This window comes from Pseudomonas sp. TH07 (assembly GCF_016651285.1).
In the GTDB taxonomy this organism is placed as follows: domain Bacteria; phylum Pseudomonadota; class Gammaproteobacteria; order Pseudomonadales; family Pseudomonadaceae; genus Aquipseudomonas.
The window spans coordinates 2,628,668-2,643,312 of the sequence record NZ_JAEKED010000001.1 but is presented as its reverse complement, the minus strand read 5'-3'; the positions used below and the strand labels follow the sequence as shown (position 1 = coordinate 2,643,312).

Annotated in this window: 12 protein-coding genes; 5 read left to right on the top strand and 7 right to left on the bottom strand. The window is 61.4% G+C overall.

The features are described from left to right. Window positions 1-26: 26 nt before the first annotated feature. Entirely contained in the window at window positions 27-1,472 is a 1,446-nt protein-coding gene (locus JFU57_RS12280; protein WP_201129449.1) for an aldehyde dehydrogenase family protein, read from the bottom strand. Between the two features lie 66 nt (window positions 1,473-1,538). Continuing rightward, window positions 1,539-2,450 (bottom strand): 5-dehydro-4-deoxyglucarate dehydratase, encoded by a 912-nt coding sequence (gene kdgD, locus JFU57_RS12275; protein WP_020297111.1) that lies wholly within the window; start codon window positions 2,448-2,450, stop codon window positions 1,539-1,541. Window positions 2,451-2,683: 233 nt separating this feature from the next. Between kdgD and JFU57_RS12270 the strand changes: the two genes are divergently transcribed. Together JFU57_RS12270 and JFU57_RS12265 are read left to right on the top strand one after the other, a co-directional pair. Next, on the top strand, window positions 2,684-4,324 hold the full coding sequence (locus JFU57_RS12270; protein WP_201129448.1) for a phospholipase: 1,641 nt from the start codon (window positions 2,684-2,686) through the stop codon (window positions 4,322-4,324). Between the two features lie 13 nt (window positions 4,325-4,337). Further along, on the top strand, window positions 4,338-4,529 hold the full coding sequence (locus JFU57_RS12265) for a hypothetical protein (protein ID WP_078469824.1): 192 nt from the start codon (window positions 4,338-4,340) through the stop codon (window positions 4,527-4,529). Between the two features lie 113 nt (window positions 4,530-4,642). Here the strand turns inward: JFU57_RS12265 and JFU57_RS12260 are convergent, their stop codons facing one another. The 4 genes from JFU57_RS12260 to JFU57_RS12245 form a co-directional block, all read right to left on the bottom strand. Continuing rightward, window positions 4,643-5,392 (bottom strand): FadR/GntR family transcriptional regulator, encoded by a 750-nt coding sequence (locus JFU57_RS12260; protein ID WP_078469823.1) that lies wholly within the window; start codon window positions 5,390-5,392, stop codon window positions 4,643-4,645. 158 nt (window positions 5,393-5,550) lie between these two features. After that, the gene (locus JFU57_RS12255) at window positions 5,551-7,278 is read right to left on the bottom strand and encodes an ABC transporter ATP-binding protein/permease (protein ID WP_201129446.1); all 1,728 of its coding nucleotides are present in this window, start codon (window positions 7,276-7,278) and stop codon (window positions 5,551-5,553) included. Between the two features lie 97 nt (window positions 7,279-7,375). After that, a complete protein-coding gene (locus JFU57_RS12250) occupies window positions 7,376-7,936 on the bottom strand; it encodes a response regulator transcription factor (RefSeq protein ID WP_020297106.1) in 561 nt (186 codons plus the stop codon). Beyond that, window positions 7,929-9,191: an ATP-binding protein gene (locus tag JFU57_RS12245; protein WP_020297105.1), complete on the bottom strand. Its 1,263-nt coding sequence runs from the start codon at window positions 9,189-9,191 to the stop codon at window positions 7,929-7,931. The genes JFU57_RS12250 and JFU57_RS12245 overlap by 8 nt, the downstream gene beginning before the upstream one ends. Before the next feature lie 240 nt (window positions 9,192-9,431). On the opposite strand from JFU57_RS12245, the gene JFU57_RS12240 reads away from it, so the two are divergent. Beyond that, complete coding sequence (locus JFU57_RS12240; protein WP_078469821.1) at window positions 9,432-10,148, top strand: SIMPL domain-containing protein; 717 nt, start codon at window positions 9,432-9,434, stop codon at window positions 10,146-10,148. Between the two features lie 66 nt (window positions 10,149-10,214). Here JFU57_RS12240 and JFU57_RS12235 read toward each other — a convergent pair whose 3' ends face one another. After that, window positions 10,215-10,637 carry a hypothetical protein gene (locus JFU57_RS12235; protein ID WP_201129445.1) on the bottom strand — a complete coding sequence of 141 codons (423 nt, stop codon included), beginning with the start codon at window positions 10,635-10,637 and terminating at the stop codon, window positions 10,215-10,217. 277 nt (window positions 10,638-10,914) lie between these two features. On the opposite strand from JFU57_RS12235, the gene JFU57_RS12230 reads away from it, so the two are divergent. Together JFU57_RS12230 and JFU57_RS12225 are read left to right on the top strand one after the other, a co-directional pair. Continuing rightward, entirely contained in the window at window positions 10,915-12,516 is a 1,602-nt protein-coding gene (locus tag JFU57_RS12230) for an ABC transporter substrate-binding protein (RefSeq protein WP_201129444.1), read from the top strand. A gap of 259 nt (window positions 12,517-12,775) precedes the next feature. Then, the gene (locus JFU57_RS12225; RefSeq protein WP_078469818.1) at window positions 12,776-14,401 is read left to right on the top strand and encodes an ABC transporter substrate-binding protein; all 1,626 of its coding nucleotides are present in this window, start codon (window positions 12,776-12,778) and stop codon (window positions 14,399-14,401) included. Window positions 14,402-14,645: the final 244 nt, after the last annotated feature.

Genomic DNA, 14,645 nt, shown 5'->3' with positions numbered 1-14,645 from the left:
CGAAGCGGCCCCTGCAGATCCAGCCTTTACGATCCGATGTAAGCCGTCTTGACCACGGTGTAGAACTCCTGCGCGTAGCGACCCTGCTCGCGGGAACCGTAGGACGAACCTTTGCGACCACCGAACGGCACGTGGTAGTCGACGCCGGCGGTCGGCAGGTTGACCATCACCATCCCCGCCTGGGAGTGGCGCTTGAAGTGATTGGCATACTTCAGCGAGGTGGTGGCTATGCCTGCCGACAAACCGAATTCGGTGTCGTTGGCCATGGCCAGCGCCGCCTCGTAGTCGGCGACACGCACCACGTTGGCCACCGGGCCGAAGATCTCTTCGCGGCTGATGCGCATCGAGGCCTCGCTGTCGGCAAACAGAGTCGGGGCCAGGAAGTAGCCTTCGGTGTCGCAGGTCACCAGCGCGCCACCACTGACCAGGCGTGCACCTTCGGACTGGCCGATATCGATGTACTTCAGGTCCTGCTCCAGTTGCGACTGGGACACTACCGGGCCGATATCGGTGCCGGCTTTCAGGGCATGGCCGACCTTGATCGACTGCATGCGCTCGGCCATCGCAGCAACGAACTTATCGTGAATGCCCGCGGTGACAATCAGCCGGCTCGACGCCGTGCAACGCTGGCCGGTGGAATAGAACGCGCTCTGCACCGCCAGCTCCACCGCCTGCTTGAGGTCGGCGTCGTCGAGGATGATCTGCGGGTTCTTGCCGCCCATCTCCAGCTGCACCTTGGCCTGGCGCACCACGCAGTTGACGGCGATCTGCCGCCCTACGCCCACCGAGCCGGTAAAGCTGATGCCGTCGACTTTCGGGCTGTTGACGATGGCGTCGCCCACCAGGCGGCCGCTGCCCATCACCAGGTTGAACACGCCAGCCGGGAAGCCGGCGCGGGAAATGATTTCCGCCAGGGCCCAGGCGCAACCCGGCACCAGGTCGGCAGGCTTGAGCACCACGCAGTTGCCGTAGGCCAGGGCCGGGGCGATCTTCCAGGCCGGGATCGCGATCGGGAAGTTCCACGGCGTGATCAGGCCCACCACACCCAGGGCTTCGCGGGTCACTTCGACGTTGACGCCCGGGCGCACCGAGGGCAGGTAATCGCCCGACAGGCGCAGGCACTCACCGGCGAAGAACTTGAAAATGTTACCGGCACGCGCCACTTCACCGATGGCTTCGGGCAGGGTCTTGCCCTCTTCCCGGGCCAGCAGGGTGCCGAGCTCTTCACGGCGGGCGAGGATCTCGCTGCCGACTTTGTCCAGCGCGTCGCTGCGCGCCTGGATGCCCGAGGTCGACCAGGCCGGGAACGCCGCACGCGCAGCGTCGATGGCGGCATGCACCTGGGTCAGGTCGGCCTTGGCGTACTCGCCGATCACCTCGGACAGGTCCGACGGGTTGATATTGGTGGAGTAGTCGGCGCCGGCAACCCATTGGCCACCGATGTAGTTATCGAATCGTTTTGCCTCTGCCACGAAGTCACTCCTCACACAAAATTCTGTACGTAAAAGGCCGCTGATTACTCAGCGGCCCCGGATCAATTACTGCGCACCCTGAGCGTCGATCAACGCCGCCAGTGCTTCGTATTCTTCCGGCAGCAGATCGGTCAGCGGGGCCCGTACCGGGCCTGCGTCGTGACCGACGATTTTCGCCCCAGCCTTGACGATGCTCACTGCGTAACCGGCTTTGCGGTTGCGGATATCCAGGTAAGGCAGGAAGAAGTCGTCGATGATCTTGCCAACCGTGGCGTGATCATCACGGGCAATGGCGTGGTAGAAATCCATCGCGGTTTTCGGGATGAAGTTGAACACCGCCGAGGAGTAAACCGGCACGCCCAGGGCCTTGTAGGCCGCGGCATAGACTTCAGCGGTCGGCAGGCCGCCGAGGTAGCTGAAGCGATCGCCCAGACGACGGCGGATCGACACCATCAACTCGATGTCGCCCAGGCCGTCCTTGTAGCCGATCAGGTTCGGGCAACGCTCGGCCAGGCGCTCCAGCAGCGGCGCGTTGAGGCGGCAGACGTTGCGGTTGTAGACCACGACGCCGATTTTTACCGATTTACACACGGCCTCAACGTGGGCCGCAACCCCGTCCTGGCTGGCTTCGGTCAGGTAGTGCGGCAGCAACAGCAGGCCCTTGGCCCCCAGGCGCTCGGCCTCTTGGGCGTATTCGATGGCCTGGCGGGTCGAACCGCCAACGCCGGCAAGAATCGGCACGCTGGTGGCGCAGGTATCGACCGCAGTCTTGATGACTTCCGAATACTCACTGGCTGCCAGGGAGAAGAACTCGCCAGTGCCGCCCGCGGCGAACAGCGCCGAGGCGCCGTAAGGGGCGAGCCATTCGAGACGCTTGATGTAGCCCGCGCGATGGAAGTCGCCCTGAGCATTGAAGTCGGTGACCGGGAAAGACAACAGGCCATGGGAGAGGATGGACTTCAGTTCTTGTGGATTCATTATTCGAACACCCTGGGAAACATTGTGATGGAAAAGACCTCAGGCTTGGCTGAAGTTGTAGGTCATCGTACAACTAAAAATATAATCGTCAACTGCATTTCGTCGTTACAAAGAAAATTGATCGGCTCGCCTGCGGCTCCTTGACGGGCCAATGATTTCATCTAAGCTCGATTTAACTGTATATACATACAGTTAAATAATGACCTGAACGATGACATATCAAGGAGCTAGAAATGTCAGCACTCTCAACCCCCCTGCCGCAACAAGCATCGCTTGCCGGCAAAATCGCGGCCGATCTCGACCAGCTGTTCAGCGAACAGGGCCTGGCCATCAACGGCGATGGCGACAGCCTGCTGCTGCGCGTCGCCCCTCACCACAGCCGCAAATATTCGCCTCCCAGGCCGCCGGGCACACCACCGGAAAACCCGCTGAAACCCAAGCCCCAGTTGCGTTTCGAAGGTGGCGAGCACACCGTTATCGGCGACAACACCTGGTTGCGCTTCGCCGCGGATGCCCCGCCGATTGCTGCCTCCCAGGTCGAATTGCACCTGCCCAATGGCCTGGCACTGACCTATGGCCAGGTAGTGGCGCTGGGCGGTGACTTCTACGGCATCCCCGACCGACCGATCAGCGAAGGCGCTTCGGCGGTGGAGCGCGTGCAGCGTTTCAGCGCGGCCTTCAACTCCCTGGCGGTCCTGCCGGCGTCGAAAGACGAAGCGCGGCAGATCCTCGCGGTGATGCAGAAAGAAATCGTCGCCACTCACCAGGCGATCCGCGATGGCAAGCAGCCCCATGAGGCGTATGACGCCCTTGGAGATACGTTGTCTGAAGAGTGGAACCGGATTACCGGCGGTGGCAGCGTGGTCTCGCCGATGCTGCCCCTGGGGCGCTACCTGAAGTTGGCGGCGAACAACGCCGACCACTTTGGCGAGTGGGCAAAGCTTGCCTACATCGCCGGGCACAGCGCGGCACTGGAGCAGGCGCGATTGGCTCATGGCAGCGCCGACACCCAACCGTTGGAGCTGGCCTATGCAATGAGCGCCTTTGCCGATCACTACCTCACCGACCTGTTCTCCGCAGGCCACCTGCGGGTGCCGCGCAAACAACTGGCGGCGGTGGTCACCCCCAGTGACCTGGGTTCGCTGATTACCCGCTTCATGCACGACGAAGACAGCAAGTTCGGCCTCAATGTCCGCAACGCCCGAGGCGAGCAATGGCACGCCTATGGCGACAAGCGTTACTTCGACACCGTCGACCAGCGCAATCGCCAGCAGGTGCAACGGGCCGTGCAGAGCTCGGCCGATGAAATCTTCGCCTGCTACCAGAGTGGCAACCCAGCGGCGCCTGCCAGCTTCGCCGCGCTGCAAGGGCTGCCGGACCTGCAAGCGGTCTCCAGCCCTGGTGCCAACTTCTCGCCCCTGTTCGTGACCCAGGGCGACAAGGTGCTGCGCCGCAGCGACGTCAATAACCTCAACGACAGCAAGACCGTCGACAACTGGTGGGGCTGGAGCACCTATCTGCTGCTGACCCACTACACACCCAACAAACCCGCCGGCTACCTCGAAGCGCCAACGGCAGCGCCGACCATCCTGGCCGACGGCTGGCAAAGCCAGACGCCGAGCGAACCCAACTGGCTACCGGGCAATGCCGTGCGCTACGCCATCAGCGAAAGCCAGGGGCTCAGCGAGTCGTACACCGGACCCTGGTCGGCCTATGCCCAACTCAGCGACCGTTTCCAGCCGACCCTGGGCATTGCCGCAGCCTCAGGCAGCAGCCTGACACGCAACGTTTACCGGCAATTTCTTGGGGGTTCGCCCGAGCTGATCGCCAGTATCGACGCCAGTTCCACCACCTTTATCGACCGCATTGCCTGACAAGGACCTCACCATGAGTATCAACCTGACACTGCAACTGGCCTCCGGCCAATCTCTCCAGGGCGCGCCCCTGGAACTGCTGTCCAACGGCGTAGCGATTGCCCGCGCGCAGGTGGCCGCCGACGGCAAAGTGACGTTCGACACCTCAGCCCACGAGGGCCAACTGGCCGTGAGAGTCGACCGCTCGATTCTGCAAAGCGCTTGATCCGCTAAAAAGCATCGCGGGCAAGGCCGCCCCCTACAACCGGTAGGGGGCGAGCTTGCCCGCGATGTCATTGCGCCCGAAGCTTGATCAGCGGCGCCTGCTGGAGAAACGGCCTAGCCGCGCTGCGCTTCTGCCTCCTCGTGGGCATGACGCAGGCGTTCGCGGCTGTTGGTCAGGTGCAAACGCATCGCCGCACGGGCTGCATCCGAATCCTGGCGGGCGATGGCCTCATAAATCTCTTCATGCTCGCGGCTCAGGCGCCCCATGTAGTGCTTCTGGTCATCGTGGGCCAGGCGCGCCGAGTTGAGCCGGGTCCGCGGAATGATGCTGGTACCCAGGTGGGTCATGATGTCGGTGAAATAGCGGTTGCCGGTGGACAGCGCGATTTGCAGGTGAAACTGGAAGTCAGAGGCGACAGCATCGCTGTCATGGGCTGCGCTTTCATTCAACGCATCCAGTGCCGCGCGCATGGCGGCCAGTTGCTCATCGCTGCGACGCAGTGCGGCGAGCCCTGCCGACTCCACTTCGAGGCTGATGCGCAGCTCGAGGATCGCCAGCACATCACGCAGGGTGACCACGGTGGCCGGGTCGATTCGAAAACCGCTGGGGCTTGGGGTGTCCAGAACAAAGGTACCGATACCGTGGCGGGTTTCCACCTGCCCCGCCGCCTGCAAGCGGGAGATCGCCTCGCGGACCACGGTCCGGCTGACGCCGTGGGCTTCCATGATCGCCGACTCGGTCGGCAACTTGTCACCGCGCTTGAGCAGCCCATCACGGATCTGTTCGGACAGCACCGTGACCAGCTCCTGCGCCAGGCTACGGCGCTTGCGGGGTAGGCGGGGCGCGGTGTTGAGGTTTTCCATGGTGGGCATCTTTTTAGGCAACTGAGAACGCATCATAGCTCAGCTTAGTTGTACGATCACCGTCCAGCGTAAACCCTGTCTTATTCGACAGGAAAAAGGACAGCCGTTGAGGTCAAGCAAGCCGGCCAGCACCTGGGTGCCGACCGGCGCAGGCGATGCTAGGCCAGCACCGACTGTTCGATCAGTTGTCCGTGCTCGATCCGGATGTGCCGAGGATGGAAGCGCTTGAGGCTGCTGCGGTGACCAACGCTGACAATACTCAAGCCTGGCAGTTGATCAATCAGCGCCTGGTAGAGCGTCGCCTCGTCTTCTTCGTCCATGGCGGATGTGGCTTCGTCCATGTACAGCCAGGTCGGCGCATAGAGCAATGCACGGGCAAAGGCCAGGCGCTGCTGCTCGCCGGGAGACAACATGCGCTGCCAGTGATTGCTTTCGTCCAGGCGTGATACCAGGTGCGGCAGGCGGCAGGTTTCCAACACTTGCACGTAGCGTTCGTGAGGGTAGGTGTCGCCCGACTGTGGATAACTCAAGGCTTCACGCAGGCTACCAATGGGCAAGTAAGGTTTTTGCGGTAAAAACAGATAACGCTGGTCCGGCATGCGAATACTGCCGTGACCCGCAGGCCACAGGCGCCCCATCGCCCGCAACAACGTGCTTTTGCCACTGCCGGAACGACCGCTGAGCATCAGGCGCTCGCCGGGGGCAACGCTCATTTCGGCCCCTTCCAGCAGGTTGCGGCCATCTGCCAAGTCCAGCCCAAGGTCATGCACCTTCAGCTCGCCGCCTTCGTTTTGCACATCGATGGCCGGGGTGCGCTCTTCGTTTTCGCTCATGGCCTGGCGGAAGCTCAACAGACGATCACAGGTCGCGCGCCACGCGGCCAGGTCGGAGTACGCCGAAATAAACCAGCTGAAGTTCTCCTGCACATTGCCGAACGCCGAGTTGATTTGCATCAGCTCACCCAGCTCGATCTTCCCAGCGAAGTAACGTGGGGCTGCGACGATAAACGGGAAGATGACGGCAATCTGGCCATAGCCGGCGGTGAAGAAGGTCAGACGCTTGGAGACCTTCATGATGTCCCAGAAGTTATGCCAGACCATGCCGAAGCGTGCGCTCAGGCGCCGGTTCTCGTTGCTCTCGCCGTTGTACAGGGCAATGCTCTCGGCGTTTTCACGAACCCGGACCATGGAGAAACGCAGGTCGGCTTCAAACCGTTGTTGATTGTTATTGAGGCCGATCAGGCGTCGACCGATCAGGTGCGTCAGCCAACTGCCGACGGCGGCGTACACCAGCGCGCACCAGAACATATAGCCGGGAATGGTGTAGCCGTAGACCTCGATGCTGCCCGAAACGCCCCAGAGGATGATGGAAAACGACACCAGGCTGACCACCGTGCGGATCAGCCCCAGGCCAAGGCTCAGGGTATTGCTGGTGAAGCTGTTGAGGTCTTCGGAAATCCGCTGGTCAGGGTTGTCGGTGTAACCACCCTGCTCCAGTTGGTAGTAGTTTTTATTGCCGAGCCAGCGGGCGAAGTGTTTCTCGGTCAGCCAGGCCCGCCAGCGAATGGTCAGCATCTGGGTCAGGTAAAGGCGATACACCGCACCGAGAATCGCCACGGCGGCAATCCCGCAGAAATATAGGATCAGGTGCCAGAACGCCGCTTCGTCCTTCTTTTGCAGGGCGTTGTAGAAATCCTTGTACCAACTGTTGATCCACACCGAGATCGCCACGCTGAACAGCGACAGGGCGATCACTGCAATCAGCAGCAGCCAGGCCTTGCCCTTCTCCTCGCTGCGCCAGTATGGCGTGACCATCGCCCAGACCCGTCGGAAAAACTGCCCGCGCACAGTATCGTTGACCGCGGAATATTCAGCGTTCTGATTCATCGTTGTGGCTCGGTAGGGAAGGGGCAAGCTCTGAGCCGATCATAGTTGATCGGCTGGCTTTTTCACGATGCCTTGCGGACATTCGTTCAGGCGCGGTTCAGCGGCGTACCGGGCGCTTCTGCAACTTGCGCTGCAAGGTGCGCCGATGCATGCCCAGGGCGCGGGCAGTGGCGGAGATGTTGCCTTCATGCTCGGTCAGCACACGCTGGATGTGCTCCCACTGCAGGCGGTCCACCGACATCGGGTTTTCCGGCACCAGGGTGTCCAGGTCGGCGTGTTCGGAGAGCAGCGCGGCCAGCACATCGTCGGCATCCGCCGGCTTGCACAGGTAATTGCAGGCACCGCGCTTGATCGCCTCGACAGCGGTGGCGATGCTCGAATAGCCGGTCAGGATCAGCACGCGCATTTCCGGATCCAGCTCAAGCAGCTTGGGCAGCAGCACCAGGCCGGAGTCGCCGTCCATTTTCAGGTCCAGCGCGGCATAGTCCGGCAAGTCCTGCTGGGCGATGGTCAGGCCTTCTTCGGCAGAACCTGCGGTGCTGACGCGAAAACCGCGACGGCTCATGGCGCGGGCCATTACGCGGGTAAAAGTAGCGTCGTCGTCCACCAGCAATAGATGCGGCAGCTCTTCGCCTTCGACTTGGGGTTCGTCACTCATCTTGGTCTCCTCGGGCGACACGGGGCAGGCGCAGCTCGGTAAGCGTGCCACCTTCCTCATGACTGTAGAGTTTCACTGAGCCACCGGCGCGGGTCACGCTGGCCTTGCTCAAAAACAGGCCCAGGCCGAAACCTTTGCCCTTGGTGGTAAAAAACGGCTTGCCGATCTGCTCGGCGATGGCCAAGGGTACGCCGGGACCGTGGTCACGAATACTGATGGTCAGGTTTTCCTCGTCCCAGTCCAGGCGGACTTCCAGCCCTTCGGGGCAGGCATCGGCGGCATTGTTCAGCAGATTGAGCAAGGCCTGGGTCAGGTCCGGCGGCGGCGCCAGGCGCGGCACCGGTCCCTGGCCCAGCAGCAGGAAGCGATAACTGGCTTCGGGGCGCATCAGGTGCCAGCGGTTCAAGGCTTCATCCAGCCACTGGGTGACTTCCTGCATCTCCACCGCCAGGCGCCGGTTGGCTTCGGCGGCGCGCACCAGTTGCTGCAGGGTTTCCTTGCACAGCTTGACCTGGTCCTGGAGCACGCTCAGGTCGTCCTGCAACAGCGGATCGGGATGGTCCTGGCGCATTTCCTTGAGCAACACGCTCATGGTCGCCAACGGTGTACCCAACTCATGGGCGGCACCGGCGGCCTGGGTGGCCACGGCCAGCAATTGCTGGTCCCGCAGGCCCTCTTCACGACGGATCGCCCGCAGCTCTTCCTGACGGCGCAACTCTTCGGCCATGCGCGCGGCGAAAAAGGTGATCACCGCCGCGGCCAGGGCAAAACTCAGCCACATGCCGTAGATCTGCAGGTTTTCCCGGGCGATGGGGAAGGTCTGCAGCGGGTAGAACTGCGCCAGCAGCAGGGTGTACATGGTCAGCGCGATACCGGAGAGAATCACCGAGTAACGCCATGGCAGGGTCACGGCGGCGATGGTCAGCGGCACCAGGTAATAGGAGACGAAAGGGTTGGTCGACCCCCCCGAGAAATACAGCAGCGCGCTGTGGATAAACAGGTCGCAGGCCAGCTGCACCGCGTACTCCAGCTCAGTGACCGGCCATGAGGTACGCAGCCGAATCGCCGTGAAGGCGCAGAGGATCATCGAAAAACCGAGGGTCACCGCCAGTTGCAGCCAGGGCAGCGGCAGCAGGTCAAACCAGTAGGCAAGCCCCACCGAACCGGCCTGGGCAGCCAGGACCAGGGTGCGGATAAAGGTCAGGCGCCAGAGGTTCTGGCGAGTGGCGGAAAGCAATTGTACGGGGGCGAGCATGAGCTCTCCTGATGAGCGCTCCAGGCGGATCGCGACGAGTATAACCAAGCAGCACGCCCCGCAGGCAAAACTGCGGCAAAGCGTCACAGAAAAGCAGTGGCAAGCGCCAAGTTTTAAGCTACAAGCCTAGGGGTTCTCAACTGGCAGCCTGGCGCTTGAAACTTGCCGCTGCCCAATACTGTCTGATGGTTTCACGCAGGAACGGGACCGTCACCTGTGGACCGTACTCAAGGAGTTTTCATGCATACATTCCGTCGCAGCGCCGCCCTTCTCGCCCTCAGCATCGGCTCCATCGCCAGCCTGCCGGCGCTGGCCGCCGATGAACTGCATTACAACCAGATCGCCCTGCGCGCCGAAGTCAGCCAGGAAGTGGCGCGCGACCTGATGATCGTCACCCTGTACAGCGAAGCCCAGGATGCCGATCCAGCCAAGCTGGCGGCGCAGATCACCACCACCATGAACAAGGCCCTGGGCCAGGCTCGTCAGGTCAAGGACATCACCTTGCGCCAGGGCAGCCGCAACAGCTACCCGATCTATGACACCAAGGGCCAGAAAATCACTGGCTGGCGCGAGCGCGCTGAATTGCGCCTGGAAAGCTCGGACTTCGCCGCCCTGTCCAAGCTCACCGGCGAGATGCTCGGCGACCTGAAAATGGCCGGCATGGACTTCGCCATCGCCGACCCGACCCGCAAGACCAGCGAAGACGCCCTGCTCAAGGACGCGGTCAACGCCTTCAAGGCCCGCGCCCAACTGGCCACCGACGCCCTGGGCGGCAAGGGTTACAAAATCGTCAACCTGAACCTCAACAGCAACGGTTATCCACAGCCGTACATGCGCGCACCGATGATGATGAAAGCGGCCAGCATGGATTCGGCACCGGTGACCCCGGAAGTCGAGGCCGGCACCAGCCAGGTCAGCATGACCGCCGATGGCTCGATTGAAGTCTTGATGCAATAAGCGGTTGCCGGACCTGCCGCCCGGCGGGTCCGGCTCACCACACAAGCCGCCTGCGGCTCGGGCGGCTTACTGCAGCTTGCGCATGATATTGCTGAGCCGAGCCTGGCTGGCCAGGGTGCAGCCCATGGCGAAATCAGATTCCAGCATCTGACGCTCCATCGCGTTGCGGCACACCTCGAGCACCGCGCTCAACGCGTCGGGATTCAGCCCGTACCAATAAATCAGTTTCACTCGGTAGGGTGCCTGGTTGAGGCGTTCCAGACGCTCCCTCCGCTCTCTTTCCTCAGACCGCTGCCGCAGCGTCATGGCGGCCAGATTCGCGTTGTTGCACCAGCTGTAATGCGGTTTGTTCTTGACCGAGTCGCACGCCCGAAGCGTGCTGAATAGGCGAGAAGTGTCCTCAAGAAACCACGCAACGGGCGGCGACTTCTCTTCACTGCAACCTGCCAGCAGCAGGCACCCAGCCACCATCCACCCTCTAACACCCATGATCCTGCCTGCTCCTGTCCCTATGACGAAAAATGCCTGCCCCGGGCCGTGATCAGCAAACCGGTCTATCCATAACCTGGCAGCGTCCAGCTCCCCTTTTCCCCCTTGCTCCCTGGGAGCGCGCAACTTTACTAGGCTTGGTCTGGAATAACGATGCGCTGGTTTTGGTTATGAGCTGCTAACCAACCCGCTGTTTCTGATTCAACCCGGCAGCGGTAATCTCATGCCTGCCTTTTTCGCCCTGGCCGCTCTGGCCCGGTCATCACTAGGGGACTTCATGGACACGATTGTCTTTAAACCGCTGCTGCTCGCCGCCAGCCTGCTGGCCTGTGCGCCCCTCGCCCAGGCCGCCTCGACCCTGGTCTATTGCTCGGAAGCCAGCCCGGCCGGCTTTGACCCGAGCCAATACACCAGCGGCACCGACTTCGACGCCTCGGCCGAGACCGTGTTCAACCGCCTGACCCAGTTCAAGCGCGGCGCAACCGAGGTCGAGCCGGGCCTGGCCACCTCCTGGGATGTGTCCAAGGACGGCCTGAGCTACACCTTTCACCTGCGCGAAGGGGTGAAATTCCACAGCACCGACTACTTCACCCCCAGCCGCGACTTCAACGCCGACGACGTGCTTTTTACGTTCCAGCGCCTGCTCGACCCTGAAAACCCGTTCCGCAAGGCCTACCCCTCGGAGTCGCCGTACTTCACCGACATGGGCCTGAACACCACGATCAAGAGCATCGACAAGGTCGACGAGCACAGCGTGCGCTTCAGCCTGAACAACGTCGACGCCGCCTTTGTGCAAAACCTGGCCATGAGTTTTGCCTCGATCCAGTCCGCCGAATACGCCGCGCAGTTGCTCAAGCAGGGCAAGGCCGCCGACCTCAACCAGAAACCGATCGGCACCGGGCCATTCGTGTTCAAGCGCTATCAGAAGGATTCGCAGATTCGCTTCACCGGCAACACCGCCTACTGGAAACCCGAGGACGTGAAGCTCGACAACCTGATCTTCTCGATCACCCCCGACGCGGCGGTACGTTTGCAGAAGCTCAAGGCCGGTGAATGCCAGGTCAGCGGTTACCCGCGCCCGGCCGATATCGAAGTGATGGAAAAAGACCCCAACCTGCGGGTGCTCCAGCAGCCCGGCTTCAACCTAGGGTTTCTCGCCTACAACGTGACCCACCCACCGCTGGACCAGCTCAAGGTGCGCCAGGCCCTGGACATGGCCATCGACAAGCCGGCCATCATCAAGGCGGTGTACCAGAGCGCCGGGCAACTGGCGCAGAACGCCCTGCCACCGGCGCAATGGTCATTCGACCCGAACATCAAAGACGCGCCCCACGACCCGGCCAAGGCCCGCGCCCTGCTCAAGGAAGCCGGAGTGGCACCGGGTACGACCCTCAACCTGTGGGCCATGACCGTGCAGCGGGCGTCCAACCCCAATGCGCGGATGTCGGCACAAATGATCCAGGAGGATTGGGCCAAGGTCGGGATCAAGGCCAATATCGTCAGCTATGAATGGGGCGAGTACATCAAGCGCGCCAAGAACGGCGAGCATGACGTGATGATCTACGGCTGGACCGGCGACAACGGCGACCCGGACAACTGGCTCGGCGTGCTCTACAGCTGCGCGGCGGTCAAAGGCAGCAATTACGCCAAATGGTGCGACCCGGCCTACGACCAGTTAGTGCAAAAGGCCAAGCTGAGCAGCGATCGTGACGAACGCATCAAGCTCTACCAGCAGGCGCAACTGATCCTCAAACAGCAAGTGCCGATCACTCCGATCGCCAACTCCACGGTGTTCCAGCCGCTGCGCAAGGAAGTGCAGGACTTCAAGATCAGCCCGTTCGGCCTCACGCCGTTCTATGGCGTCAGCCTGAATAAATAACCCGCGAGCGTGAACCAACCGGGTGCGTCAGACGCCCCGGTTGTGCTGTTTTGGCCGTAAAAACAGCAAAAATTGCCTGCGCAAACGATCAAATGCGTCAAATTTTATACATATGCGACATTCATGTACGTTCGTTCCACTGTTTAAGACCTGCGGCAGTTCTGCATCTTGCATTGGGTATGAGGCCTGCATAAGTATCGGCAGGTCGACTCACGAGGTCGTCCTCTAACCAAAAATGACAACAAATCATGAGGCCACCATGCTTAAACACGCGGTCATTCCGTTTTTACTCGGCGCAGGCTTGCTTGCCAGCGCACCCTTCGCCCACGCGGCCACTAACCTGGTGTTCTGCTCTGAAGGGAGCCCGGCCGGTTTCGACCCTGGCCAGTACACCACCGGAACCGACTTCGATGCCTCGGCAGAAACCATCTACAACCGCCTCAGCCAGTTCGAACGTGGCGGCACCGCCGTCGTTCCGGGCCTCGCCACCAGCTGGGATATCTCCGACGACGGCCTGACCTACACCTTCCATCTGCGCGAAGGGGTCAAATTCCACACCACGCCGTACTTCACCCCGACCCGTACCTTCAACGCCGACGACGTGCTCTTCACCTTCAACCGCATGATCGACAAGGACATGCCGTTCCGTAAGGCCTACCCCACCGAATTCCCTTACTTCACCGACATGGGGATGGACACCAACATCACCCAGGTCGAGAAGATCGACGACAAGACGGTCAAGTTTCACCTCAAGAGCGTCGACGCCGCCTTTATCCAGAACATCGCCATGAGCTTCGCTTCGGTGCAGTCCGCCGAGTACGCCGACAAGCTGCTCAAGGAAGGCAAGGCCAGCGACCTCAACCAGAAGCCGATCGGCACCGGACCGTTCGTGTTCAAAAGCTACCAGAAAGACTCCAACATCCGTTACACCGGCAACAAGGACTACTGGAAGCCTGAAGACGTGAAGATCGACAACCTGATCTTCGCCATCACCACCGACCCGTCGGTGCGAGTCCAGAAGCTGAAGAAAAACGAATGCCAGGTCACCCTCTCTCCGCGTCCGGCCGACCTCAAGGCACTCAAGGAAGACAAAGACCTGAAGATGCCGGAGCAGGCAGGCTTCAACCTGGGCTATGTGGCCTACAACGTGATGCCGGTACTCAAGGGCGGCACCGAACCCAATCCGCTGGCCAACCTCAAGGTGCGCCAGGCCATGGACATATCGGTGAACAAAGCCCAGATCATCGACTCGGTCTACCAGGGCGCCGGCCAGTTGGCGGTCAACGCCATGCCGCCGACCCAATGGTCCTATGACACCACCATCAAGGACGCCAAGTACGACCCCGAGAGGGCCAAGCAACTGCTCAAGGAAGCCGGCATCAAGGAAGGCACCCAGATCACCCTGTGGGCCATGCCGGTACAGCGTCCCTACAACCCGAACGCCAAGCTGATGGCGGAAATGCTGCAATCCGACTGGGGCAAGATCGGTCTTAAAGTGAACATCGTCAGCTACGAGTGGGGCGAGTACATCAAGCGCTCCAAAGGCGGCGAGCAGCAGGCGATGATCATCGGCTGGAGCGGCGACAACGGTGACCCGGACAACTGGCTCGGCACCCTGTTCGGCTGCGATGCCATGAACGGCAACAACTTCTCCAAGTGGTGCGACAAGCCCTATGACGCACTGATCAAGCAAGCCAAGGCCACGCCGGATGTGGCCAAGCGCACCGAGCTGTACAAGCAGGCGCAACACATCATCAAAGACCAGGTTCCAATGACACCTATCGCACACTCGACGGTGTTTCAACCCATGCGCAACTCCGTGCAGGACTTCAAGATCAGCCCGTTCGGCTTGAACTCCTTCTACGGTGTCAGCATCAGCAAATAAGGCCAGGTGGCGACGTTCAACGACGTCGCCACCAGCCCTGCCACGTCACGGGTCACCCGCCATCTCCGGAATCGCTGCTCTTTTCAGGCAGCAGACTGCGGGATTTTCAGCGGTTTCCTACGAGACGTTAAGGCTCCCGCGCATTTACGGTTTCGCCGATGACCTCTACCGTCAAGGCTGGGTGAATCTGTATCCGTGAGCCGGCGTTTGCTGCAAGCGATGGTTGAATATCAATGACGCGTCC